At 66.7% G+C, this 23,500-nt stretch carries 25 protein-coding genes; 14 read left to right on the top strand and 11 right to left on the bottom strand.

All coding sequences use genetic code 11. The features are described from left to right. Positions 1-16 precede the first annotated feature (16 nt). From tyrS to nusA, 8 genes are all read right to left on the bottom strand, one after another. On the bottom strand, positions 17-1,240 hold the full coding sequence (tyrS, locus tag STHE_RS06335) for a tyrosine--tRNA ligase (RefSeq protein WP_012871744.1): 1,224 nt from the start codon (positions 1,238-1,240) through the stop codon (positions 17-19). After that, positions 1,227-2,222, bottom strand: coding sequence for a bifunctional riboflavin kinase/FAD synthetase (locus STHE_RS06330; RefSeq protein ID WP_012871743.1), 996 nt, complete (start codon positions 2,220-2,222; stop codon positions 1,227-1,229). Before STHE_RS06330 ends, tyrS begins: the two co-directional genes overlap by 14 nt. A gap of 22 nt (positions 2,223-2,244) precedes the next feature. Then, on the bottom strand, positions 2,245-3,144 hold the full coding sequence (truB, locus tag STHE_RS06325) for a tRNA pseudouridine(55) synthase TruB (protein ID WP_012871742.1): 900 nt from the start codon (positions 3,142-3,144) through the stop codon (positions 2,245-2,247). 12 nt (positions 3,145-3,156) lie between these two features. Further along, a complete protein-coding gene (locus STHE_RS19545) occupies positions 3,157-4,188 on the bottom strand; it encodes a DHH family phosphoesterase (RefSeq protein ID WP_169308181.1) in 1,032 nt (343 codons plus the stop codon). Next, complete coding sequence (rbfA, locus tag STHE_RS06315; protein ID WP_012871740.1) at positions 4,175-4,582, bottom strand: 30S ribosome-binding factor RbfA; 408 nt, start codon at positions 4,580-4,582, stop codon at positions 4,175-4,177. The genes STHE_RS19545 and rbfA overlap by 14 nt, the downstream gene beginning before the upstream one ends. Before the next feature lie 73 nt (positions 4,583-4,655). Continuing rightward, positions 4,656-6,557: a translation initiation factor IF-2 gene (gene infB, locus STHE_RS06310; RefSeq protein ID WP_012871739.1), complete on the bottom strand. Its 1,902-nt coding sequence runs from the start codon at positions 6,555-6,557 to the stop codon at positions 4,656-4,658. A 36-nt stretch (positions 6,558-6,593) separates the two neighbouring features. Next, positions 6,594-6,929 (bottom strand): RNase P modulator RnpM, encoded by a 336-nt coding sequence (rnpM, locus tag STHE_RS06305; protein WP_012871738.1) that lies wholly within the window; start codon positions 6,927-6,929, stop codon positions 6,594-6,596. Positions 6,930-6,974: 45 nt separating this feature from the next. Further along, positions 6,975-8,306: a transcription termination factor NusA gene (nusA, locus tag STHE_RS06300; RefSeq protein WP_012871737.1), complete on the bottom strand. Its 1,332-nt coding sequence runs from the start codon at positions 8,304-8,306 to the stop codon at positions 6,975-6,977. A gap of 260 nt (positions 8,307-8,566) precedes the next feature. Between nusA and STHE_RS06295 the strand changes: the two genes are divergently transcribed. From STHE_RS06295 to tatA, 7 genes are all read left to right on the top strand, one after another. Continuing rightward, positions 8,567-9,952, top strand: coding sequence for a gluconeogenesis factor YvcK family protein (locus STHE_RS06295; RefSeq protein WP_012871736.1), 1,386 nt, complete (start codon positions 8,567-8,569; stop codon positions 9,950-9,952). A 29-nt stretch (positions 9,953-9,981) separates the two neighbouring features. Further along, positions 9,982-10,998, top strand: coding sequence for a type I glyceraldehyde-3-phosphate dehydrogenase (gap, locus tag STHE_RS06290; protein WP_012871735.1), 1,017 nt, complete (start codon positions 9,982-9,984; stop codon positions 10,996-10,998). A gap of 84 nt (positions 10,999-11,082) precedes the next feature. Beyond that, on the top strand, positions 11,083-12,267 hold the full coding sequence (locus STHE_RS06285) for a phosphoglycerate kinase (RefSeq protein WP_012871734.1): 1,185 nt from the start codon (positions 11,083-11,085) through the stop codon (positions 12,265-12,267). A gap of 10 nt (positions 12,268-12,277) precedes the next feature. Continuing rightward, a complete protein-coding gene (gene tpiA, locus STHE_RS06280) occupies positions 12,278-13,042 on the top strand; it encodes a triose-phosphate isomerase (RefSeq protein ID WP_012871733.1) in 765 nt (254 codons plus the stop codon). A gap of 65 nt (positions 13,043-13,107) precedes the next feature. Beyond that, entirely contained in the window at positions 13,108-13,329 is a 222-nt protein-coding gene (gene secG, locus STHE_RS06275) for a preprotein translocase subunit SecG (RefSeq protein WP_012871732.1), read from the top strand. 60 nt (positions 13,330-13,389) lie between these two features. Continuing rightward, entirely contained in the window at positions 13,390-15,036 is a 1,647-nt protein-coding gene (locus tag STHE_RS06270) for a peptide ABC transporter substrate-binding protein (RefSeq protein WP_012871731.1), read from the top strand. A 122-nt stretch (positions 15,037-15,158) separates the two neighbouring features. Then, positions 15,159-15,365: a twin-arginine translocase TatA/TatE family subunit gene (tatA, locus tag STHE_RS06265; RefSeq protein WP_012871730.1), complete on the top strand. Its 207-nt coding sequence runs from the start codon at positions 15,159-15,161 to the stop codon at positions 15,363-15,365. 166 nt (positions 15,366-15,531) lie between these two features. On the opposite strand, the gene STHE_RS06260 is transcribed toward tatA, so the two are convergent. Together STHE_RS06260 and STHE_RS06255 are read right to left on the bottom strand one after the other, a co-directional pair. Continuing rightward, positions 15,532-15,798 carry a hypothetical protein gene (locus tag STHE_RS06260; RefSeq protein ID WP_012871729.1) on the bottom strand — a complete coding sequence of 89 codons (267 nt, stop codon included), beginning with the start codon at positions 15,796-15,798 and terminating at the stop codon, positions 15,532-15,534. Between the two features lie 30 nt (positions 15,799-15,828). Beyond that, a complete protein-coding gene (locus STHE_RS06255) occupies positions 15,829-17,745 on the bottom strand; it encodes a serine/threonine-protein kinase (RefSeq protein ID WP_012871728.1) in 1,917 nt (638 codons plus the stop codon). A 220-nt stretch (positions 17,746-17,965) separates the two neighbouring features. On the opposite strand from STHE_RS06255, the gene lepB reads away from it, so the two are divergent. The 5 genes from lepB (at position 17,966) to STHE_RS06230 (ending at position 20,632) form a co-directional block, all read left to right on the top strand. Then, positions 17,966-18,670, top strand: a complete 705-nt coding sequence (gene lepB / locus STHE_RS06250; RefSeq protein WP_012871727.1) for a signal peptidase I — start codon at positions 17,966-17,968, stop codon at positions 18,668-18,670. 142 nt (positions 18,671-18,812) lie between these two features. Continuing rightward, positions 18,813-19,355, top strand: a complete 543-nt coding sequence (locus STHE_RS06245; protein ID WP_012871726.1) for a bifunctional nuclease family protein — start codon at positions 18,813-18,815, stop codon at positions 19,353-19,355. 12 nt (positions 19,356-19,367) lie between these two features. Continuing rightward, the gene (locus STHE_RS06240) at positions 19,368-19,742 is read left to right on the top strand and encodes a hypothetical protein (protein WP_012871725.1); all 375 of its coding nucleotides are present in this window, start codon (positions 19,368-19,370) and stop codon (positions 19,740-19,742) included. Between the two features lie 67 nt (positions 19,743-19,809). After that, a complete protein-coding gene (locus tag STHE_RS06235) occupies positions 19,810-20,424 on the top strand; it encodes a sigma-70 family RNA polymerase sigma factor (protein ID WP_012871724.1) in 615 nt (204 codons plus the stop codon). Beyond that, positions 20,408-20,632 (top strand): zf-HC2 domain-containing protein, encoded by a 225-nt coding sequence (locus STHE_RS06230; RefSeq protein WP_012871723.1) that lies wholly within the window; start codon positions 20,408-20,410, stop codon positions 20,630-20,632. The genes STHE_RS06235 and STHE_RS06230 overlap by 17 nt, the downstream gene beginning before the upstream one ends. On the opposite strand, the gene STHE_RS17870 is transcribed toward STHE_RS06230, so the two are convergent. Continuing rightward, positions 20,626-21,063, bottom strand: coding sequence for a DnaJ family domain-containing protein (locus STHE_RS17870; protein WP_012871722.1), 438 nt, complete (start codon positions 21,061-21,063; stop codon positions 20,626-20,628). The two genes, STHE_RS06230 and STHE_RS17870, sit on opposite strands and share 7 nt — an antisense overlap. Before the next feature lie 173 nt (positions 21,064-21,236). Here STHE_RS17870 and STHE_RS06220 point away from each other — a divergent pair, with 173 nt between their 5' ends. Next, positions 21,237-21,779, top strand: coding sequence for an NADH-quinone oxidoreductase subunit NuoE family protein (locus tag STHE_RS06220; RefSeq protein WP_012871721.1), 543 nt, complete (start codon positions 21,237-21,239; stop codon positions 21,777-21,779). Beyond that, positions 21,766-23,493, top strand: a complete 1,728-nt coding sequence (locus STHE_RS06215; protein ID WP_012871720.1) for a NuoF family protein — start codon at positions 21,766-21,768, stop codon at positions 23,491-23,493. Before STHE_RS06220 ends, STHE_RS06215 begins: the two co-directional genes overlap by 14 nt. Positions 23,494-23,500: the final 7 nt, after the last annotated feature.

Below are 23,500 nucleotides of genomic sequence, written 5' to 3'. Positions count from 1 at the left end.
CCCCAAACGGAGTTGCCTAGCCCTTGGGGACCAGCCGGACGAAGCGGCGCTTCCCGACTTGCAGCACGGTCGGGGCGTTGATCATCACCGTGGCCTCGGGGTCGATCACGCGCTCGCCGCCGAGGCGGACGCCGCCCTGGGTGACGAGCCGGCGTGCCTCGTTGTTGGTGCGCGCCATGCCGGCCGTGATGAGCAGGGGGAGGATGCGTTCCTCCCGGGGCACCGCGACCTCGGGCATGTCCTCGGGTAGCTCGCGGCGGCGGTAGACTCGGTCGAACGCCTCGCGGGCGGCCTCGGCGTCTTCGGCGCTGTGCAGGTCGGTGACGATGATCATGCCCAGGCGCTCCTTGAGGTCGCGGGGATTGACCTCGCCGCGCACTGCGGCGTCGAGCATGCTGGTGATCTCCGACTCGGGCACGTCGGTGAGGAGGCGGTAGTAGTCGCCCAGGAGCGAGTCGGGGATCGACATAATCTTGCCGAACATCTCCTCGGGCGGGTCGTTGACGGCGATGTAGTTGTCGAAGCTCTTGCTCATCTTCTGCACGCCGTCGGTGCCGACCAGGAGCGGGACGGTGAGGATGTTCTGGGGCCGCTGTCCCATCTCGCGTTGAATGTCGCGGGCGACCAGGAGGTTGAAGGTCTGGTCCGTTCCGCCGATCTCGACATCGGCCTCAACCGCCACGGAGTCGTAGGCCTGGAGCAGTGGGTAGAGCAGTTCGGTGATGGCGATCGGGCTGCCTTCGTTGAACCGCTTAGCGAAGTCCTCGCGGGCCAGCATCTGTGCCACGGTGTACTTGGAGGTGAGGTGGATGACGTCGGCCAGGGTGAAGTCGTTGTACCAGGTGCTCTGCCAGCGGATCTCCGCCCGGTCGACGTCGACCACCTTGAAGAACTGGTCGAGGTAGGTCTGGGCGTTCCGGCGGACCTCTTCCTCGGAGAGCATCTGGCGCTGCACGGAGCGGCCGGAGGGGTCGCCGATACGGGCGGTCCAGTCGCCGATGATGACGACGATCTGGTGGCCGAGCGCCTGGAACTCGCGCAGCTTGCGGAAGCAGACGTAGTGCCCGAGGTGGATGTCGGGACGCGTCGGGTCGACCCCGAGCTTGACCCGCAACGGCCGGGTGCCGAGCAGTTCCCGGCGTAGATCCTCCTTGACGACGACGTCCGCGACGGCGTGGGTGAGCAGGTGCTCGACCGCAGCCTCGCGGTCCAGGCCGCGCTGATGCTCAGTCGTGGCCACGCTCCGCCTCTCTTCCGCTCGGCCGGGGCGCGTGTTCCCCGGCAGGATTCGACATGGGCTCAAACTCGGCGAGGATGCGCCGCGCCGCCACTTCGTCGGCGTGCATCTGCTCGGTGAGCGCCTCCGGGGATTCGAACGTCATGTCGCCGCGGATGCGCTCGATGAAGCGCACCGTCACCTCGCTGCCGTAGAGGTCGCCGGTAAAGTCCAGGAGGAACACCTCCACAACTCGGTCCACCTCGCTGAAGGTGGGGCGGGTGCCGATATAAACCAGTGCCGGGAGCCAGTCTCCGCCGCGTTCGAGTGCCGCGTGTGCCGCGTAGATGCCGTCGGCGGGGATGGCGAGCGCCGGTGGGATCGCCAGGTTGGCAGTGGGGAATCCCAGGTTCCGGCCGCGACCGGCGCCGGATTCCACCCGGCCTGTCAACGTGTGCCACCGGCCGAGCAGTTCGGCTGCGGCCTTGACATCACCCTCGGCGAGCAACTGGCGAATGCGGGTGCTGCTGATTTCCTCGCCGCCGATGCGTTCAACGACGGTGACAGCGAAGCCGTACTCGGGACCGAGTTCTCGGAGGAGATCGGCCGAGCCGGTGCGATCGTGGCCGAAGCGAAAGTCGGCGCCGACGACGAAGTGGACGGGGTGCGCGGCGTCCACCAGCTGCTCGACGAACTCCCTGGCCTCCAGTGCAGCAAAGTCGCGGGTGAAGGGCACGACGGCGATCACGTCGAGCCCGGTCTCGGCCATGAAGGTCAGCCGATCGTCGGTCGTGGTGAGCCGCTTCGGTGCTCGGTCGGGGCGCAGGACCTCGGCGGGGAGTGGGTCGAAGGTCAGGGCGAGCGACCGAGCGCCGTCGGTAGCGCGGTCCACCACCTGCTTCAGGAGGTACTGGTGTCCTCGGTGGACGCCGTCGAAGTTGCCGATGGTGACGACGTGTGGTCCGGATGGGATCGCGCTCAACCCATGGACAATCTGCGTCGGCATCTAGCTCCCCGCTCGCTCTGTCTCAATGGGCCACGACCTGCCGTGGGCGCCACCGGCGCCGCTCGGCATCGGCCGTCGCCACACCCAACCAGGAACCGTCCTGATCGTAGACGCGCGCCTCGACGGCCGCGTCGGGCGGCCGGCGACCGGTTGGTACCGGTCGCCCATGATACCACGCGGTTACCGCGTCGCGATCGAGGATGAGCGCCGGAGCGTGAGATAGCGCGACGTCCGGGTGGAGCGCCATGAGCGGCCACGTGTGCGGCTCAAGGAGTTCTTCAATCTCCGCGGCGGTCCACGCCTGCCCCAGAGTGAACTGCCCGACAGCGGTGCGGAGCAGGGCGTGGAGGTAGGCGCCGGTTCCCAGTGCGCGGCCGAGATCGCGCGCGATGCTGCGGACGTAGACGCCCTTACCGCAATCGATGGCGAGCAGCAGGTCGGGATAGTCGTAGGCCAGAACGCGGATCGAGTGGACGGTGACGGTGCGGGCTGGAACCTCGACCTGTTCGCCGCGGCGGGCACGATGGTAGAGCGCCTGGCCACCGACTTTGATGGCGGAATGAGCCGGCGGGACCTGGCTGATGGTTCCGATCAGTGGCGTGAGGGCCTGCTCGATGGTCATGAGGGAGGGTGCGGCCACGTATGCTGGCGCGGCGGAGATGAGTCGGCCTTCAGCGTCGGCGCTGTCCGTTTCGGCGCCAAGGACGATGTGGGCGACGTACTGCTTTTCGCCGTCTTGGACGCGGTCGATCAGCCGGGTCGCTGCGCCCGCGGCGACGACGAGGACGCCGGACGCGGCAGGGTCCAGGGTGCCGGCGTGGCCGACGCGGCGCATACGTAGCCTGCGTCGCACCAGGGCGACGACGTCGTGCGATGTGACGCCGCGTGGCTTGTCGACGACCAGGAAGCCGTGGAGATCCATCGCCGCACGCTGCTACGGCGCCGCCGAGATACCAGCGAGATACCCGGCGACGTCGCTGAGGAAACGTTCGCGTGCTTCGATGCCGGGTGGCACGCGGCAGCCGGCCGCCCGGCTGTGCCCCCCTCCGCCGTAGCGGCGGGCGATCTCGGCCACGTCGACATCCTCTCGAATCGACCGGAGACTGACCCGCCAGCCGTCGGCCTGCTCGTAGAAGAGCGCGCCGACGAGTGCCCCGCGGGTCCCGGCGAGGAAGTTCACAATTCCCTCACCCTCGGCCTCGGTGGCGCCGCTCTCGGCGAGCATCTCCGGGGTGATCTCGGTCCAGACGATATCGCCGGCCCAGACGGCGCGGCTGAGTGCGTTGCCCCAGAGGCGGATCGTGGAGAAGGGTTTGACCCGGAAGAGATGGTCGACGATCGTGTCGAGGTCGGCCCCACGGTCGAGGAGCTCCGCGGCCACGCGCAGGGTGCGGCTGGTCGTGCTCGGGGTGCGGAGGCCCAGGGTGTCCCCCTCAATGCCGGCGAGCAGGCAGGTGGCCAGCGCGGCGTCGATCGACACGCCCATCTCAAGGAAGAGGACGGCGAGCACTTCACACGTGGCAGCCGCATCGGCGTCGATCAGGTTGACCGTGCCGAAGCGCGTGTTGGTGACGTGGTGGTCGATGTTGACGATGCGGTGCGAGCCGTCGAACCACTCGGGGTGGGCTCGATACAGCGGACCGAGCCGCGGCTCGTCAGCGCAGTCGACAAGGACGAGGAGATCGTCGGGCGCGAGGTTCAGGTCTTCGGGTGCGCGGAGTGTTTCCGCGCCCGGGAGGAAGCGCAGGGTGTCCGGGAGGGTGCCATCGGCGACGGCCGCCTGAACCAGCTTGCCGCGAGCCGTGAGTACCCGGCACACCGCAAGCAGGGACGCAACGCCGTCGGCATCCGGGTTGGCGTGGGTCACCACCACCAGGGATGGCGCGCCGGCCAGCGCGTCCCAGGTCGCCTGCCACGCGTCACGCGGCGGGCCGTCGTGGTTGAGGAATCCGTCACTCTGAGTCATCGATGCGCGCATCCCCTTCCGGAACCGGGTCCGCGTCGGCCTCCGTGCTGGGCGGCAAGTTGAGCTCCCGGAGCGTTCGCTGGATCACCTCGGCGTGTTCCATCGAGCGGTCGAGGCGGAAACGGATCTCAGGTACGTGCCGCACGCGCATGCGCGGCTTGAGGAGGTGCCGGACGAACCCGGCAGCGCCGGTCAGGGCTGCCATAGTGGCCTCGCGGTCCTCCTCGGAGCCGAGCACGGAGACGTAGACCTTGGCGTAGCGCAGATCGGGGCTCAGCTCAACTCGGGTGATGCTGGCCAACCCGAGTCGGGGATCCTTCATCTCCCGCTGCAAAATCTCGCTGATCTCGTCTCGGAGGAAGTCAGCGAGCTGAACCTGCCGTCGGCTGGTCATGGCCGGCTCCTTTGGTGATGTCCAGGGCGAGTGGGGGCGGGGTGCGCCGCGCACCCCGCTTCCCGGCCCGATACTAAAGGGTTCGGGCCACCTGCTCGGTGTGGTAGAACTCGATCTGGTCGCCGACCTGAATGTCGGTCAGGCCCTCGACGACCAGCCCACACTCATAACCCGCCTGAACCTCGCGCACGTCATCCTTGAAGCGCTTCAGCGACGAGACGACGCCGTCGTAGATCACTGCGCCGTTGCGCAGGACGCGGACACGCGAGTTTCGTGTGGCCTTGCCGTCGAGCACGTACAGCCCGGCCGCCACCTCGCGCGACGGCAGCCGGAACGTCTGGCGCACCTCGGCGTAGCCGTCGGTAACCTGCCGGACCTCCGGCGACAGCAGGCCGGACATCGCCGACTTAATGTCGTCCACCAACTGGTAGATGATGTCGTAGAAGCGGATGTCGACCCCGGCAGCGTCGGCGGCGCGCTTGGCTGCGGCGTCGGGTCGTACGTTGAACCCCACGATGATAGCGTTGGAGGCCACGGCCAGGTTCACGTCCGACTCCGAGATGGCCCCGGTGCCGGCATGGACCACGCTGACGCCGACCGATTCCGACTCCTCGTTGAGCTTCGCCAGGGTTCCCTGGATTGCCTCCAGCGAGCCCTGGACGTCGGCCTTGAGTACCACCCGCAGCTCGCGCGTCTCGCCTTCCTCAAGCTGTGCGAAGGCGTCATCAAGCTTGACGACACGCGTCTCGGTGAAGGCCTCGGCGCGTCGCTGCCGGGCCCGCTCCTCGGCGAGCGTCCGGGCGGTCTTCTCATCCTCGACCGCCTGGAGGATGTCGCCGGCTTCCGGCACGTCGAGCAAGCCGAGAATCTCCACCGGCATCGCCGGCTCTGCGCGGCGCACCCGACGACCACGGTCGTCCACCATGGCGCGAACGCGACCCCAGGTCGCGCCGACGACCACGACGTCGCGCACCTTGAGCGTGCCCGACTGGATCAGGGCGGTCGCGACCGGACCGCGACCGCGGTCAACCTTCGCCTCGATGATCACGCCGATGGCCGGCTTGTTCGGGTTCGCCTTGAGCTCCTGCAGGTCGGCGACCAGGAGGATCATCTCCAGCAGGTCGTCGATGCCCAGACGCTCCTTGGCTGAGATCTCGACCACCGGCACATCGCCGCCGTACTCCTCAGGGATGACACCGACCTCGGCCAACTGCTGCTTCACCCGGTCGGGGTTTGCGGCGGGGAGGTCGATCTTGTTGAGCGCTACGATGAGCGGTACATCGGCCGCGCGGGCGTGGCTGATCGCCTCGCGCGTCTGCGGCATGACACCGTCGTCGGCGGCGACGACAAGGACGGCGATGTCGGTCACCTGGGCGCCGCGGGCACGCATCGCGGTGAATGCCTCGTGGCCGGGCGTGTCGAGGAAGGTGATCTTGCGTCCCTGGACCTCGACCTGGTAGGCGCCAATGTGCTGGGTGATCCCACCGGCCTCGCCCGCCGCGACGTTCGTCTGGCGGATGGCGTCCAGCAGTTTGGTCTTTCCGTGGTCAACGTGCCCCATGATCGTCACGACTGGGGGCCGTGGCACGGCGCCAGGGTCGTCGCCCTCATCGCGGCGCGTCTCGATGTCCTGATCGGCCTGCTGCACGACCTCGGGGACGTGCTCCTCGACCTCGATGCCGAATTCCTCGGCGACCGAAGCCGCGGTTTCGAAGTCGACCTGTTGGTTGATGCTGGCCATGATGCCGCGCGCCATGAGCGTCTTGATGACGTCGATCGGGCTGACGCCGATCGCGTCGGCAAGTTCACCCACGGTCACGACCGAGCCGAGCACCACGGGCCCAGAGAGCACAGCGGCGCGTCGGCCCTCAGCCTGCTGGGGACTGCGAGGTCCGCCGTTCGCCGGAGCTCCGCCTCGCCCTCGGGCCCTGCCTCGCCCACCGCCGCGCTGTGTTCGTCGGTTGTGCTGGCTCATTGGTTCCTCCTTCAATCACGGCGCGGTGCGTGGTGATCAATGCGACGCGCCCTCGTCGTCCCGGCGGAAGTGCACGTCGGCGTAGTGGCGTAGGGCCTGTCGGGCCTCCTCAGTCACTTCGACGCGCAGCGCTCGATCCAGTGCGGGGCCGGAGGCCGCGCGCTCCCAACACGCAAAGCGCGTACACAGGTACGCGCCGCGCCCGTTCTTCTTTCCGGTCGGATCGATCTCGACAGTACCTTGCGGCGTTCGGACGATCCGCACGAAAGTCCTCTTTGCATCCTTGGTCCGGCAGACGACGCAAGTGCGCATCGGCACATGCTTGGGCCGCGGGCCCTTGCGGCGCTGCCGGGCGCCCGTCTCCTGTGTCATGGTACCACCCCCTCCGCGGGCCCGCCCCGACGAGCCCACGCGAGGCTAGACGCGAGATCCCTCGTCTTCGGTCAACGAGAGCTCGCGCCCAGTGGCGAAGTCGAAGCGGGCCCGGAGTTCTCGGTTGTAGTAGACGTCGAGCACGCCGTTGACGATCTCGACGTCCACACTCATGTTCACCAGATCGGGCGGAAGCGGCCCGAACTCGCGCTCCCGCACACTGATGGTGCCGTCGGCCCGGACCAGGCGCGGCTGGCGCCCCTGGGTCATCAGGTCGTCGGGCACCTCCGCCAGGGCCGCACGGGCCTGACGCAGGATGTCGTCGTCCGAGCCACGGAGCGCCTCGGGGCCCTTGATGTCGATGCGCCACCCGGTCAACTTGTAAGCGAGCCGGGCATTCTGCCCGTCCTTGCCGATCGCCAGCGACATCTGCTCGGTCGGCACGATGACCCGGGCGACCTTCTCGGCTTCGTTCAGTTGCACGCTGATCGGCTTGGCCGGGCTCAGCGCGTTGGCGATGAACGTCGGCGTGTCCGGCGACCACTCGATCACATCGATCTTCTCGCCGTACAGCTCGTTCACAATGTTCTGGATACGCACGCCGCGCACCCCGACGCACGAGCCGACTGGATCGACCTTCTCCTGGCGCGCCGCGACGGCCACCTTGGAGCGCAGTCCCGGCTCTCGGGCAACGGCCATGATTTCGACCGCGCCGCTGTAGATCTCCGGGACCTCCAGCTCGAAGAGGCGGCGAATCAGGTTGGCGTGGGTCCGCGAGACGATGAGCTGCGGACCACGCGTGTCCTTGTTGACCTCCAGCAAGTAGACCTTCAGGCGCTGACCGACGCGGTAGCGCTCATTCGGCACCTGCTCGCGGGCGGGCATGACCGCCTCCGCCTTGCCGAGGTCGACAATGACCGCCTTTGGATCGGCGCGCTGGACGATGCCGTTCAAGACCTCACCGACGCGATCGATGTACTCGGCGTAGACGCTGTCACGCTCGTAGTCGCGGATACGCTGCAGCACGACCTGCTTGGCCGTCTGCGCCGCGATGCGCCCAAAGTTCTGGGGCGTGCGGTCGAAGCGGATAACATCACCCACGACCGCGTCCGGGTGAGTCTTGCGTGCCTCTTCGACCGAGATTTCGGTGTTCGGATCCTCGACCTCTTCCACGACCCGCTTGACGACGAAGATCCGGATGCCGCCCTTGTTGGGGTCGAGGGTGGGGTCGATCTGAACCTCGACTTCTTCTTCCGTACCCGCCATCTTCTTGTAGACCGTGCGCAGCGCATGCTCCACGGAGGAGAGGACCGCCTCGCGCGGGATGTTACGCTCCGCGGCAATCGTCGCAATGGCGGTATAGAAATCGCTCTTCATCGTAGTGGAATACCTCCTCGCTCGGACCTGCCCTCAGGTTGCGGTGCGTTGAGAGGACAAGGTCAGGTGGGACGAAGTGCTGCGCGGCAAAAATTAAAGTGGGCATCGCCCACTCTCGCTCGGGCACCTTCGGTTCCGGCACCTAGTATAGCAGATCGGACGGTTCCGACGCAACGGCACCATGCACCGGAATTCAGCCGGCTGCGTGCTATAATACGCCCCGGCCGAATGCGGATCGCCGGGGAGCGACAGGGGGACATATGAAGCTCCGGACATGGCTCCGCCCAGGCATGTTCGTCAAGCGCTGGATCTTGCTCTTGTTCTCCGGGCTCGTCATGACGAGCCTCGCCCTGGCGATGGCGCTTGCTTGGGTATACCGCAATTATCATTTCCCGGATCGGTTTACTCACTTCGTCCAGACCGTCACGCTCCAGTTCATCCCGCACCCGTACCGGGAACTCGTCATGCTCACCGGGGGTGCGATCGGCATCGGGCTGGGTTTTTACCAACTTAGCCGATCTCTCCTTGCCCCGTTCTGGGACCAGCGGCCGGCGGGCAAGGGCCTGGCTGACCTGATTCAGGCGCACCGCTTCGGACCGGAGCAACCCGAGCTGCGCGTCGTGGCGATCGGGGGCGGCACCGGGCTTTCGACCCTCCTGCGTGGGCTGAAGCAGAAGAACGTCGCCATCACCGCTATCGTGACGGTGGGGGACGACGGCGGCAGTTCCGGTCGCCTGCGGACCGAGTTCAACATGCCGCCGCCGGGCGACATCCGTAACTGCCTCGTAGCGCTGGCCGACGCCGAACCGTTGATGGCCGACCTGTTCCAGTATCGGTTCGAGGAGAACGGCTCGGCGCTCGGTGGGCATAGTTTCGGCAACCTGTTCATCACCGCGATGACCCAGGTGGCCGGGAGCTTTGAGCGCGCCGTCTACGAGTCGTCGCGGGTGCTCGCCGTCCGCGGCCAGGTGATCCCCTCGTCGCTGGAGAACATCACCGTGTGCGCCGAGCTGGAAGACGGCCGCATCATCCGCGGGGAGTCGCGGATCGTTGCGGAGCGATCGCGGATCAAGCGCGTCTTCCTCGATCCCAAGCACCCGGCGGCCTACGACCCGGCTATCGTCGCCATCCTCTCGGCGGACCTGATCGTCCTCGGTCCGGGCAGCCTCTACACCTCGGTTCTGCCCAACCTACTGGTCCAGGGGATCACGCACGCCATCCGCTGCTCGACCGCGACCAAGGTCTATGTCTGCAACGTGGCCACCCAGCGGGGCGAGACGGATGATTTCCGGGTGGTCGACCACCTGCGGGCCCTGCACGACCACGTCGGCGAGCCGATCGTGGATCATGTCCTGGTCAATGACAACTTTGGCCCGGCGGCCACCAAGATCAAGCCCGAATGGGCTGTCTCCGCGGTAAGCCTGGACGGGATCGAAGCCCTGGAGGGCTCTGTCAACGTGGTGCTCCGCGACGTGGTGAACCCGGAGTTCCCGCTGCGCCACGATCCCGATAAGTTGGCCACCGCGCTGATTGAGCTGGCCAAGCAGCGGCCCACGCCGCCCGGCGTGGATGCCGTCTTGCGAGCAAATGGTCACGACCCCGTGAGCGGGTCGCTCGAGTCCCAGGTGACGGTCCGGGGCGCGTAGCGGGCGCCCGTCGTGTAGGAGGGAAGAAAGTGGCTGTTCGTGTCGGGATCAATGGGTTCGGACGCATTGGCCGGCAGGTGCTCAAGGCCATCGTCGGGGAGTACGACGACACGCTGGAGATCGTCGCCGTCAACGACCTGACCAGCCCGCACACCCTGGCCCACCTGCTCAAGTATGACTCCACCTACGGTGTCTACGACCTGGACGTTGAGGCAACCGACGGCACCATCACCGTCGACGGGCGCGAGTTGAAGGTGTTGTCGGAGCGTGATCCGGCGAACCTGCCGTGGAAGGACCTGGGCGTCGAGCTCGTCATCGAGTCCACCGGGTTCTTCACGGATGCGACCAAGGCCCGCGCCCACATCGAGGCCGGGGCGAAGAAGGTGATCATCACCGCACCGGCGAAGAATGAAGACATCACGGTGGTCCTGGGCGTGAACGAGGATCAGTACGATCCCGAGCGCCACCAGATCATCTCGAACGCGTCCTGCACCACCAACTGCCTGGCACCGGTAGCGAAGGTCATCCAGGACACCTTCGGCATCAAGCGCGGCTTCATGACGACGGTCCATTCCTACACCAACGACCAGGTCACGCTCGACGCGCCGCACAAGGATCTGCGCCGGGCACGGGCTGCCGCTCTGAACATCGTGCCCACCACGACCGGTGCCGCCCGCGCCGTCGCGCTGGTGATCCCGGAATTGAAGGGCAAGTTCGACGGCTTCGCGCTGCGCGTTCCGACCCCAACGGTGTCGATCATCGACTTCGTCGTCGAGCTGGAGAAGCCGGCCACCGTCGAGTCGCTGAACGGCGCCTTCCAGGACGCGGCGTCGGGTGCCATGGAGGGTATCCTCGACTACACCGAGGAGCCGCTTGTCTCCACGGACTTCCGCGGTGACTCCCACTCGGCTATCGTCGATGGGCTGTCGACGATGGTCATGGAGGGGAACATGGCCAAGGTCGTGGCCTGGTACGACAACGAGTGGGGTTATTCCTGCCGCGTGGCGGATCTGGCGAACCTCATCGCCGAGCAGGGGATCAGCTAGGTCCAATCCGGCTGTAACGCTGGCGGGCGGCCGCCTCGGCTGCCCGCCCACCTGACCGCATGGCCTGAAAAGGAGCCAGTGGCGATGCCGATTCGCACGCTCGACGACCTCGACGTGGCGGGCAAGCGTGTCCTCGTCCGCGTCGACTACAACGTGCCGCTCGACGATGGGCGCATCACCGACGATACCCGTATCCGCGCGACGCTCCCAACGATCCAGGCGCTGCGGGAGCGTGGTGCCGCGATCATTCTCGTCTCCCACCTCGGCCGGCCGAAGGGGAAGGTCCGCGAGGAGCTGCGGCTGGCGCCGGTGGCTGCCCGACTCGGTGAGCTTCTGGGCGAGCCGGTGAAGTACGCGCGCGACGTGGTTGGCCCGGAGGCGCAGGCGATGGCCTCGTCGCTGCAGCCCGGCGGGGTCGGCTTGCTGGAGAACGTGCGCTTCGAGCCGGGTGAAGAGGCGAACGACCCCGAGTTCGCCCGGCAGTTGGCCAGCCTGGCCGACTGCTACGTGAACGATGCCTTCGGGGCCGCGCACCGAGCTCACGCGTCGACCACGGCCGTGGCGGACCTGTTGCCGTCAGCGGCGGGCCTGCTGATGCAGCGCGAGATCGCGGCCTTGACGAAGGTGCTGGAGTCGCCTGAGCATCCGGCGGCCTTGATCCTTGGCGGGGCCAAGGTTTCGGATAAGGTGGGGGTCATCGAGCACCTGCTGGACCGCGTTGACCTGCTGCTGCTCGGTGGTGGGATGGCAAACACCTTCCTCAAGGCGGAGGGATTCCCCGTCGGGCGCTCGCTCGTTGAGGACGACAAGCTCGACGTTGCCCGAGCGACGCTGGATCGCGCCCGTGAACGCGGGGTCACCGTGCTGCTACCGGTGGACGTGGTGGTCGCGCCCCGGCTGGAGAACGATGCCCCGACGCGGATCGTCCCAGTCGAACAGGTCGGAGACGACGATGCGATCTACGACATCGGACCCCAGACGGTGGCGCGGTTCGCCGAGGCGCTGCGGTCTGCGCGGACGGTTGTCTGGAACGGGCCGATGGGCGTGTTCGAAGTGCCGGCCTTTGCTGCCGGGACACGCGGTGTCGCTGAGGCCGTCGCATCGTGTGAGGGATTCACGCTGATCGGCGGCGGCGACTCCGTCGCTGCGGTCGAGCAGATGGGCCTGGCTGACCGCGTCTCGCACATCTCGACCGGCGGTGGGGCGTCGCTCGAATTCCTGGAAGGGAAAGACCTGCCGGGCGTGGCCGTACTACGAAAGAAGGAATGACGAGGCGCGCATGCGGAAGCCGATCGTTGCCGGCAACTGGAAGATGAACACCTCCCTTGAGGAGGCGCGGGCTCTGGCCGGGGAGCTGCGTTCGACGCTGTCTGCCTACTCAACGGTCGAGCGTGTGCTCATCCCGCCCTTTCCCTGGATCGTGCCGCTGGCAGATATCCTTGACGGGAGCGACATCGTCCTCGGCGCGCAGGACTGCGCCGTTGAGGATCAGGGCGCCTTCACGGGGGAGGTGTCGGCGCGGATGCTGGCCCCGCTGTGCCGGTACATCATCGTCGGCCATAGTGAGCGGCGGCACATCATCGGGGAGACCGACGAGGTCGTGGCCGCGAAGCTCCGCGCGGTGCTTCGGAACGGCGCCCGCCCGATCCTCTGTGTCGGCGAGCTGCTCGAAGAGCGGGAGCGCGGCGAGGCGCGTGCGGTCGTGGAGCGACAGCTCCAGAGCGCTTTCGCGGATGTCGAGGCGGCCGACGTGCTGCGCACCGTCATTGCCTACGAGCCCGTTTGGGCAATCGGCACCGGGCGGGCGGCGACGCCCGAGGATGCGCGCGAGATGGCGAACTGGATCCGTGAGGTGCTTGCGCGCCATGTCGGCGCGGAGGCGGCAAACGAGATCCGGGTCCAGTATGGTGGGAGCGTCAATGCCGACAATGCGGCCGGGTTCCTCTCCTTGCCAGAGATCGACGGCGCTCTCGTGGGTGGTGCCAGCTTGAAGGCTGACCAGTTTACGCAGATCGTGGAGCGGGCCGCTGCGCTCCGGCTTTGATCGTAGGCGTGGCGTAGTGCTATAGTTGCCGCCCGGCAGGTGGGCTCAAGCGTGGAGGCTCGCTCATGGAAACGGCGCTCTATCTCGCAACGATCCTCGTTTCGATTGTCCTGATGCTGGTGATCCTCCTTCAGTCGAAGGGCTCCGGCTTCAGCGGTGCTTTCGGCGGGGATCCGTCGTCGATCTACCGGACGCGGCGCGGCCTCGAGAGGACGCTCTTCCAGTTCACCATTGGGGTCGCTGCCGTGTACGTCCTCCTAGCGATCGTGTCCAGCTTCTACCTCTAGCACCCGGGCGTGCGCGGTCCAAGCCCTCGATCCTCCCACCGCCGGCGTTTCGGGCCCGCAATGCTGGTCGCGGGCCTGCTGGTCGTGGTGCTGATGGTCGGCGTTGGTCTGTTCGTCCGCTTCGGAGGCAGAGGCGAGCCGGCGACGGTGGAGGCGCCGGTGGTGCCCGGGTTCGGGGGTACCTACGTCGAGGGAGCCCTCGGCGCTCCGTCGACCCTAAATCCCCTGCTGGCTCGTACCCAGGCTGAGCAAGACCTCGCACGGCTCCTGTTCCGCGGCCTCACGCGCGTTGATGGCTCCGGCACAGCCCAGCCTGATCTTGCCGCCTCCTGGAGTGTCTCCGACGATGGTCTCACCTACACGTTCACCCTGCGAGACGACGCCCGCTGGCACGATGGAGAGCCGGTAACGGCGCAGGACGTCCGGTTCACCGTGGGGCTGGTCCAGGATCCTGAATTCCCGGGCGACGAGGCGCTCGCCCGCTTCTGGCGCGGAGTCGTGGTCTCGGTTCCGTCGGCCGATACCGTCGTCTTCCAGCTCCTTGAGCCGTTCGCAGCGTTCCCGACCTACGCTGCGCTGCCGATTGTCCCAAAGCACCTGTTGGGTGGTGTGCTGGCGCGGGATCTCGCGGATGATCCCTTCGCGTCGCAGCCTGTGGGGACCGGTCCCTTCCGGTTCGACAACCGGCAGGACGATGGGCAGGTAGTGGAGATCACGCTCCGGGCGTACGAGGACTTCCCCGGCGGGCGGCCTTATCTCGATCAGGTGGTGTTCCGCTACTACGAGGACGTGGAGCGCGTCCTGGAGGCACTGCGCGACGGATCGGTGCAGGGGACCGGCGCGGTGCCCGCTGAGCAGCTCCTGCGGCCGGGCGTGCTCCCCAAGGGGGCGATCGTCTATGCGTCGCCGATGCCCGGCTACACGGCGCTCTTCTTCAACATGCGGGACCCGCTCTTCGCCAGTGCTGACGTCCGCCGCGCCATCGACCTGGCGCTCGACCGTGAGCGGATCGTGAAGGGGCCGTTGGACGGTCGCGCGGAGGTCGGGTTCGGCCCGATCCCGGTGACCTCCTGGGCGTATGGCCCGCCCGGGCTGGTGCACGACCCGCAGGCGGCGAAGGATCTCCTGGAAGCCGCCGGGTGGAACGATGCGGACGGCGACGGAGTTCGGGAGCGTGGTGCCTCCCGGCTGAGCTTCTCTCTGCTCGTCAACGACGACGACCCCGAGCGGGTGGCAGTCGCCCAGGAGATCGTCGGTCAACTGCAACGAATCGGGGTGCAGGCGGTGGTGCAGCCCATGCCTGCGACGGAGGTGTCCGGCGCACTGGCCAGCCGGCAGTTCTCCGCGGCCATATTCGGCTGGCACAGTGCCACTGGTGATCCGGATTGCTACCACCTCTGGCATTCGGCTTTCGCAGACGAAGGGCTCAACTTCACCGGGTGGCGCAACCGGGAGGTGGATACGCTGCTGACGGAAGCCCGGCAGACGCCGGAGCAGGACAAGCGCCGGGAACTCTACGCGCGATTCCAAGAGGTGTTCGCCGAGCAGGTGCCTGCGATCCCGCTGTACTACCCGCGCTACTATTTCGCGGTCGACGCGGACGTCCATGGGGTCGAGCCAGTACCCATCATCCGCCCGAGTGATCGTCTGGATGGCCTGGCTCGATGGTTTGTCGAGACAAGTGGAGCGGCAACCGCAACGCCGTGAGAGGGGGGAAGCCGGAGCGAGGCAGCGAATCGCCAAGATCCGATTGGTTTGCATATGGCGGCCTGCGGTATAATCCCGGCGCCGGAGAGCGAGGCCGGGAGCGCGAATGGAGGGACCTCAACATGCCGTCACTAGGCTGGCAAGAACTGCTACTGATCTTGCTGATCGTCATCATCATCTTCGGAGCGGGTAAGCTCCCGGAGATCGGTGGGGCGCTCGGTCGTGGGATCAAGGAATTCCGCCAGGCAACTCGCGACGAATCCGAAGAGCACGACGAGACTACGACGGAGACCGCTGCGCGCGAGCCGGCTCCGAAGGATCTTTCGTAGGATCAGCTTCACACAGCAGGGATGCGACGACAGTCCCGGGCTCCGTCCCGGGATTGTGCTTCCTCGGTCCCGTCTCAAGGATCACAGGCATAATGGGAAGGCTGCTCCCGGGTGATCCCTAGCCCGCTCAGGGTGCGACGAACCCGGATGTCACCGGTCGACGGAGTTAAGGGCGGTTCGCGCGGGAGTCCTCGCGGAAGAACCCCACGATGCTCTCCTGGCTGCCTGCGCCGTCGATGATCTCAATGAACGTGATCCGCGTCCAGGGGTAGAGGAACGCGGTCGCGCCGTCGGTGACGAAGGTCAGGGACCGGCCGTCGCGACTGCGCGGGTTGCGCAGCACGACGAAGTTGTCCTTCGGGTCCGGCATCTCCTCCATCTCGGCGACGAATGGCTCTTCGTTGTGCAGGTGGACGACAACCCTGATCGACATCCTGACCTCGCTGTTCTTCCTGATGGCTCCTCAGGCCCGCAGGCCATAAATGCGGCCGTCCAGGCAGCCGATGATGACCATTCCGCGTGTGACGGCGGGGGTCGATGCGATCGCGCCGCCCAGCCGCTGTGTCCAGAGCGTCTGCCCGTCGTCCAGTTGCAGGCAGACGACGTAGCCGTCCACGGTGCCGACGTAACACCGAGCGCCGTCGATGGCGGCGCTTGACGTAATCTGGTTCGCGATCTGCTGGGACCAGAGCAGACTGCCGTCACGGCGCTCCAGGGCGTAGAGTGTCCCATCGGTCGATCCGATCACGACGAGGTCGCCCACGATGCGCGGGGAGGCGATGATCGGCCGCGATGTCTGGAAGGCCCAGCGCCGCGCCCCGTTGTCGATGTCGACCGCGTAGATGGCGCCATCGGTGCAGCCAACCACCACGATGTTGCCACCCGCAGCCGGCGACGAGAGCACCGGTCGGCCCAGCTGGGTTCGCCAGCGCAGGTGGCCGTCCGTAGCCGAATAGCAGTAGAGCGACCCGTCATCGGAGCCGACGATGACGCGGTCCTCAACGACGAGCGGGGAGGAGCGCACCGGCCCCCAGGTGCGCTGCCGCCAGAGGAGGTTGCCCTGCTCGAGGTCCAGGCAGTAGCAGTACCCGTCGTCCGAGCCGACGACGATCGCGTCGCCGTAGGCGGCGGCCGACGAGCGTACCGGCATGGCGGTGCGGAAGGACCAGATGAGGCGCCCGGAAACGGCGCGCAGGGCGTAGACGGTGTGGTCCTCAGCCCCCACGACCACGAGGTCGCCATGGACCAGCGGGCGGGCGACGATGCCACGGTTAGCGCGGAATCGCCAGAGGATCCCTCCGTCCTGGGGATTGACCGCGTACAGGTGCTGGTCGTACGAGCCAATGTAGGCAGTGCTGCCGGCTACGGCCGCGGTGCCGCGCACCTCGTCGCCTGTCTGCACCGTCCAGACGATCCGCTCCGCCGCGGTGCGCTCCGTGCCGGGGCGCGACGTCTCGGCGTGTTGCTCCGTGGACGCTACAGTGGCGGGGATCACCGGGGTCGTATCGGTCGCCGCGCCGCGGGCGCGGCGGTCGCGGATTTCGATCACCGCCTGGGCCATGGCCGCGGCCGACGGGAAGCGATCCGCCGGCGTATAGGCCACGGCGCGGAGGATCAACTCCTCGAATTCCGGACTGAGTTCGGGGTTCAGTTCACGGGGCGGCCGTTGAGCGAACGTGAAGGGTGGCTCGTGCCGCGGATCGGAGCCGGTTGCCAGGTGGTGAAGGGTGGCTCCGAGGGCGTAGATATCACCGCGCGGCTCGGCAATGCCCCGGTATTGCTCTGGTGGGGCGTACCCCTCGGTGCCGATCATCGTGCCGCGCTGCAGCGGCTGAAACGTCCGGGCAATGCCGAAGTCGATCAAAGTGATGGCTCCGTCATTTCGGAGCATGATGTTGGACGGCTTCAGGTCGCGGAAGACGATCGGCTCCGGCTGCTGCTCGTGGAGATAGGCAAGGACATCGAGAATCTGGAGCGTCCAATCGACCAGGGTGTCCTCGGGAACCGGCTCCTTCTTGTTGGCGATCATGCGCTCGAGGTCGGTCCCCTCGATGAACTCCAACACCAGGTACACCAGCCCGCCGACGGTGAAGTAGTCATAGATCTTCGGGATGGCGGGATGGCTGAGCGTCGCCAACAGGGCCGCCTCGCGCTCGAAGTTGGCAAGCTGGAGCATGCGGGTGCGTTCGTCCGGCTCGCGCGTGAACATCTCTTTAACGGCGCAGAGCCGCTCAACCTGGCTGAAGCGGAGGTCACGGGCGACGTAGACCGTGCTCATGCCCCCCTGGCCACAGACCCGAAGGATCTCGTAGCGCCCTTCGAGGATGGTTCCGGCAGGGAGGGCATCTCGGTAGCGCTGCGAGCGAGCGATCTCGGCCACGACCGCAACCCTTTCGGCGACTTCTGCCCGTGGGCGGATCCCGCTGCGTCGTCGTGACCGCGGGGACGGGGCGTTTGCGTAGCATCATTATCGCAAGGCTGCATGCGCCCTGGCCCGTACTGCAGTCCTATTTCCTGGCTGGGGATAGCGAACGCGACATGTATAATCCTGCCGAGGGACCGAGTCGCATCCTCGCGAGCGACCGAACGTCGGAGGACCAGTGCTGAGACCAGTTTCGTCCCGTTCCGCCTCCCGGCTGCCCGATGCCGTCGACGAGGAGGTGGAAGCGGTTCCGCCTCCGGAGCGGAGCGGCGCGAAGCGCAAGTCGCTCGTCTGGGAGCTCGTCGAGACGCTCCTCCTTGCTCTGCTCATCTTCGTGGCCGTGCGCAGTGTCGTCCTGAACTACCGCGTGGACGGCAGCAGCATGGAGCCGAGTCTCCACGATCGGGAGATGCTTATCGTCAACCGGCGGGAGTACTTCCACATCGACCTCAACGCGCTGGCCAACTTGATCCCGGGGGTCGAGGTGGAGGGCACCCGCGAGTGGTACCTGTTCCGCCCGCCGCAGCGGGGCGATGTCGTCGTGTTCCACCCGCCGCTGGGGGGATCCGAACCGTTCATCAAACGGATCATCGGCCTGCCGGGAGACGAGGTGGTGATCAGGGACGGCGCGGTCTTCATCAATGGCAAGCGGCTTGAAGAGCCGTATCTCCAAACCCCGACGCTCTGGGGCGGTCTGCTCGAGGAGCCGATGGTGGTGGAGCCTGGCCACGTCATCGTGCTGGGCGACAACCGCAACAACAGCAGCGACTCGCGCGTCTTTGGCCAGGTGTCTATGGATCGGATCATCGGGAAGGCCTGGATCGCCTACTGGCCCCCGGGCCAGATGCAGGTGCTCCCCCAGCCGGCGTATTCGTTCCAATGATGACAGCCGCGCGGCTGTAGCGTTCGTCGGGCGGCGATAGTAGAATCGATGAAGCACGTCTCTCGCGATGATGGTCGCGTGTCGATGCATTCTTGGGGATGGTCCAGGTGCGTGGCCGCGCGCGCGAGGAAGGTACGGCACCATGATTGAGACGGTGGTTGAGAGCATCCGCGTCAGCCTGGTGACGCAACACCGGGTGGTGATCCTCAAGGAAGTGGCAGGCGAGCGGCACCTGCCGATTTGGATCGGTCCGTTCGAGGCCGAAGCGATCGCCATGGAGTTGCAGGGGGTGCCTGCCGCGCGTCCCCTCCCGTACGATCTGCTGAAGCGGATCGTGACCGATATGGGTGGCGTCGTGCGCGAGATCCAGGTGACTGATCTTTCGCAGGATGTCTTCTACGCACGGATCATGATCGAGCAGAACGGTCGAATGCTCGAGATCGACAGCCGGCCAAGCGACGCCATCGCATTGGCGGTGCGCACCAAGGTGCCGATCCTGGTCGACGAGGCCGTGATGGACCGGGCGGGAGTCAAACTGGAAGCGGAAGGCGAGACCGACGAGCCAGAGGTGCCGCCGCAGGAACGGTCCAGCGAGTCGACGGTGTCGGAAGCCGATCTGTCGGTCTTCCGCGAGTTCATCAACTCGCTGGATCTCGACGATTTCGACAGGCGACGAGACCACTGAGAGTCGGTACCAGTGAGTAGAGAGCCAGACCACACTGAGGTCCGACGGATCGTCCTGTCGGTGTTAGAAGAATGCTCGCAGTGCCACTACCCCCACTCGCTCGACGACTTCCACGTCGTGGGGCGCCGTGATGGTCTGTGGGTGCTGCGCGTGCACTGCACGGCATGTCACGCCGAGGTGTATGTGGCGGCCGTAGTGGGCGAGGCAGGGTTCGACGTCGCGGAGACCGACGGGATTGACTGGCTCGACGCGGACGATGTCCTGGTCGAGGATGAGATTGAGGACGAGCCCGAGCCGGTGACCGTCGACGACGTGCTCGACATGCACGAGTTTCTCGAGACCTTCGACGGCGATTTTCACGCCCTATTCGCGCGACGCCGGCGCTAACCGTCCCCGCCCACCCCGACGGCGCTCCCCGTAGGGGAGCGATCAGAGAAGGTGATGGGCCGTTTCCGTGAATCAGGAGCAGTCTGAAATCCCCCGTGCTAAGCTCCAGGAAGAGGCGCTTAGCCACATCGATGCTTTGTATCGCACCGCCTACCGCATGACCGGGAACGCCATGGACGCTGAGGATCTCGTCCAGGAGACATACCTGCGGGCGTTCCGGTCGCTCCACCAGTTCCGGCCGGGAACGAACCTGCGGGCCTGGTTGTTCAAGATCCTGACGAACGCGTTCATCAACGACTACCGGAAGCGTTCGCGACGGCCGAGGAGCACATCGCTGGACAACGTTGAGGACTACTACCTGTACTCACACCTGATCGACTCCGGCATTCAGCCTGCCAGCACACGCCCGGAGGACGAAGTCCTGGCGAACATCCCGGACGAGGCGGTCATCGCGGCGCTGGAGTCGCTGCCCGACGAGTTCCGCCAGGTCGTGCTCCTGGCCGATGTGGAGGGTTTTTCCTACCGGGAGATCGCCGACATTATGAGTACGCCGGTCGGCACGGTGATGTCCCGCCTGCATCGAGCTCGGCGACGCCTGCAAGGTGCCATCCTGAAGGCATGCACGGCGGCTGCGTGTTCCGTCGGTTCCGATGGAGATGCGTGCGATGCTCGACTGCGATGAGGTCATGGAACGGCTGTATCACTACCTTGACCGCGAGTTGAGCGAGGCGGAGCTGGCGGAGGTTCGCGCGCACCTCGACGCCTGCCCGCCGTGCCGCGAGCGGTTCACGTTCGAGCAGAACGTGCTCCGGCGCGTCGGCAAGTGCGCGCGGCAACTCAGCGCGCCTCCGTCGCTGGTCGAGAAGGTCCGGCGCATGTGCGATCAGTGAGCATTCGCCCGTCGCCGGCGACGGGCTATCGCGTCCTCCGGGAAGCGAACGAGTTCGTGGTGAATCGAGGGGCAGCGCAGGTTGTGCTCGTCGATCTTGCGGTTGATCTCCCGCGCGGCTTGGACGTAGCGCTGCTCTAGCCGGTCGAGGATCGCGCGGTCACGTGGCCGGCGTGGGTCGAGGACAGTCGCCTGCTCGTCGTACTCCTGCAGAGCCGCGATGACCCGCGGCCGCTCCTCATGGATCTCCTTGCGCAGTTGGAGCCAGTCGGGGAGCATGTCGTTTTCGCGGAGCAGATGGTTGGCCAGCCATTCCGGCCCAGAGCCGGGTTCGAGTTTCAGCGGCCTGCCCTGCCCGCGCAGGTTCTCAAAGAGCCCCTTCTCCCTGGCTTCCTCGACCCGGTTTTCGATGAGCTGATCCCACCACCACATCGCGTTGCTGCGTCCCTGTCCATGGCGCTCGGTCAGACTGGCTCAAGTCTAACAGCCACGAGGGACAGTTGCCCGGTTGGCAAGCGTTGTACGGCCCAAACGCCGTTGTTATACTCGCCGGAGGGATTGTGCGCTCTCCGCCCACGTGGACGGAGGCTTGAGAGGACGGCGAGTTGGCCCACGCGACACACACGGACGGCGAGCTGGACCTCGAACCGCTGAAGCGGATTCTCGAGCGCGACTTCCGCTACGACACGCATCAGGATGCCGAAGAACTAATCCTGGGGGCCTGTCAGGAGGCCCAGAACCTGTACGGCTGGGTGCCCCAGCCCGCGGCGCAGGTCATTGCCGACCACCTGGGCGTCAGTGTCAACCGCGTCTATTCCCTTCTCACCTTCTACGCCGACTTCCGGACCGAGCCGCCAGGGAAGCATTTCCTGCTCCTGTGCCACGGGACGGCCTGCTATGTGATGGGCTCCCAGCGCCTGATCGCCACGCTGCGAGATGAGTACGGCATCACCAACGGTGAAGTGACGCGCGACGGCGAGTTGACGCTGCAGGTGGTCAACGGCTGCCTCGGTGTTTGCGACCTCGCGCCGGTCATCCAGGTCGACCACCACACCTACTGCGGGCGCCTCACGCCTGATCGCCTGCGCGAAACACTGGAAGCTTTGAAGCGCGGCGAGCCCCTGGAGGAGCGCAATGAGACTGACTGACCGGGCGGCATTCGAGCAGTACGCAGCGGAGGCCGAACGGCGCTGGGCGGAGCGCACCGCGGGCGACCGCTGGGTCGTGAGCGTGGGCATTAGCGAGTGCAGCATTGCCAAGGGTGCCCGCCAGACGATGGATCACCTCCGGCTCGCGCTGGAGCAGGCGGGAATCGCGGCCGAGGTACGGCGGGTTGGCTGCGCCGGCTGGTGCTGGGCCGAGCCCTACGTTGAGGTGAAGGCACCGGGCGCGCCGCCGGTCATCTACCAGAAGATCACGACCGACAAGGTGCCGGAGCTGGTCGATGCCATGAAGCGCGGGGTCGTCAAGGCCGAGTGGGCGCTCGGCGTCCGCGCCGACCAGCCGTTCGAAGGCGTCCCACCGCTGAACCAGCATCCGTTCCTTGCCGGGCAGCGCCGCGTCCTGATGGCCGACTGGGGGATCATCGACCCTGAGTCGATCGAAGACTACATCGCCCGCGGCGGCTACCAGGCGTGGATCAAGGCGATCTTCGACATGACGCCGGAGGAGGTCGTCAACGAGGTCAAGATCTCCAACGTGCGTGGTCGCGGTGGCGCGGGCTTCCCGGCCGGCATCAAGTGGGAGAGCGGCCGGCGCACCCAGGCGTGGCCAAAGTACGTCATCGCCAACAGCCACGAGGGGGAGCCCAACGTCTTCAAGGATCGGCGGCTGATCGAGAGCAACCCGCATCTGGTCCTGGAAGGGATCATGATCGGTTGCTACGCGCTCGAAACGCCCCACGGCTACAACTACGTGGGGGGCGAGCACAAGCTGGCGATCGAGCGCTTCCGCAAGGCCGTGGATCAGGCCTACGAGCTCGGCCTGCTCGGCGACAACGTGCTCGGCAGCGGGGTGAGCTGCCACATCCGGGTCCGCACCGGTGGCGGCGCGTACATCTGCGGCGAAGGTTCGGCGCTGATGTACTCGGTCATGGGCCAGCGGGGCCAGCCGCGGACCAAGCCGCCGCGCTCCGTCGAAGAGGGCGTGTGGAAGCGCCCGACGGTGCTGAACAACACCGAGACCTTCGCCAACATCCCCGGCATCATCCGGAATGGCGGCGCCTGGTACGCCGCGATGGGCACGGAGAAGAGCACCGGCACGAAGCTCATCACGATGCAGGGTCCGGTGCAGCGCATCGGCGTGGTCGAAATCGAGATGGGCATGCCGATGCGCGAGGTGATCTTCGGGCTCTTCGGTGGCATGCGGGAGGGGTACGTCTTCAAGGGCGTCCAGACCGGTGGGGTCTCGGCCGGGCCGCTGCGTGAGGACCAGCTCGACGTCCCGGTCGACTTCGACTCGCTCACGCCGCTGGGCGGGATGCTCGGCTCGGGTGGGTTCGTCGTCTTCGACCAGTCGGTGTGTGCGGTCGACTTCGCCCGCTACCTCCAGGAGTTCAACCGCTACGAGTCGTGTGCCAAGTGCGTGCCCTGTCGGCTCGGCAACCCGGCGCTGGTGGAGATCATCGAACGCATCCGCCTGGGTCAGGCACGGCAGGGGGACCTCGCTCTCATCGAGGAAACCAGCCGCCCCATCATCGACCTCTCGCTGTGCGGCCTGGGTCAGGTCGCGCCGATGCCCACGCTGGGGATGATCCGCGCGTTCCCGGAGGATTTCGCGGCGCATATCGAGGAACACCGGTGTCCCGCGGGCGTCTGCCCGGTGGAGAGTGGTGCGCCGGCGGCGACGGCCGCGGGCGATTGAGCCGGAT

The sequence above is a fragment of the Sphaerobacter thermophilus DSM 20745 genome (assembly GCF_000024985.1).
GTDB classification, from domain to species: domain Bacteria; phylum Chloroflexota; class Chloroflexia; order Thermomicrobiales; family Thermomicrobiaceae; genus Sphaerobacter; species Sphaerobacter thermophilus.
This window is presented reverse-complemented; position numbering and strand designations above follow the sequence as displayed.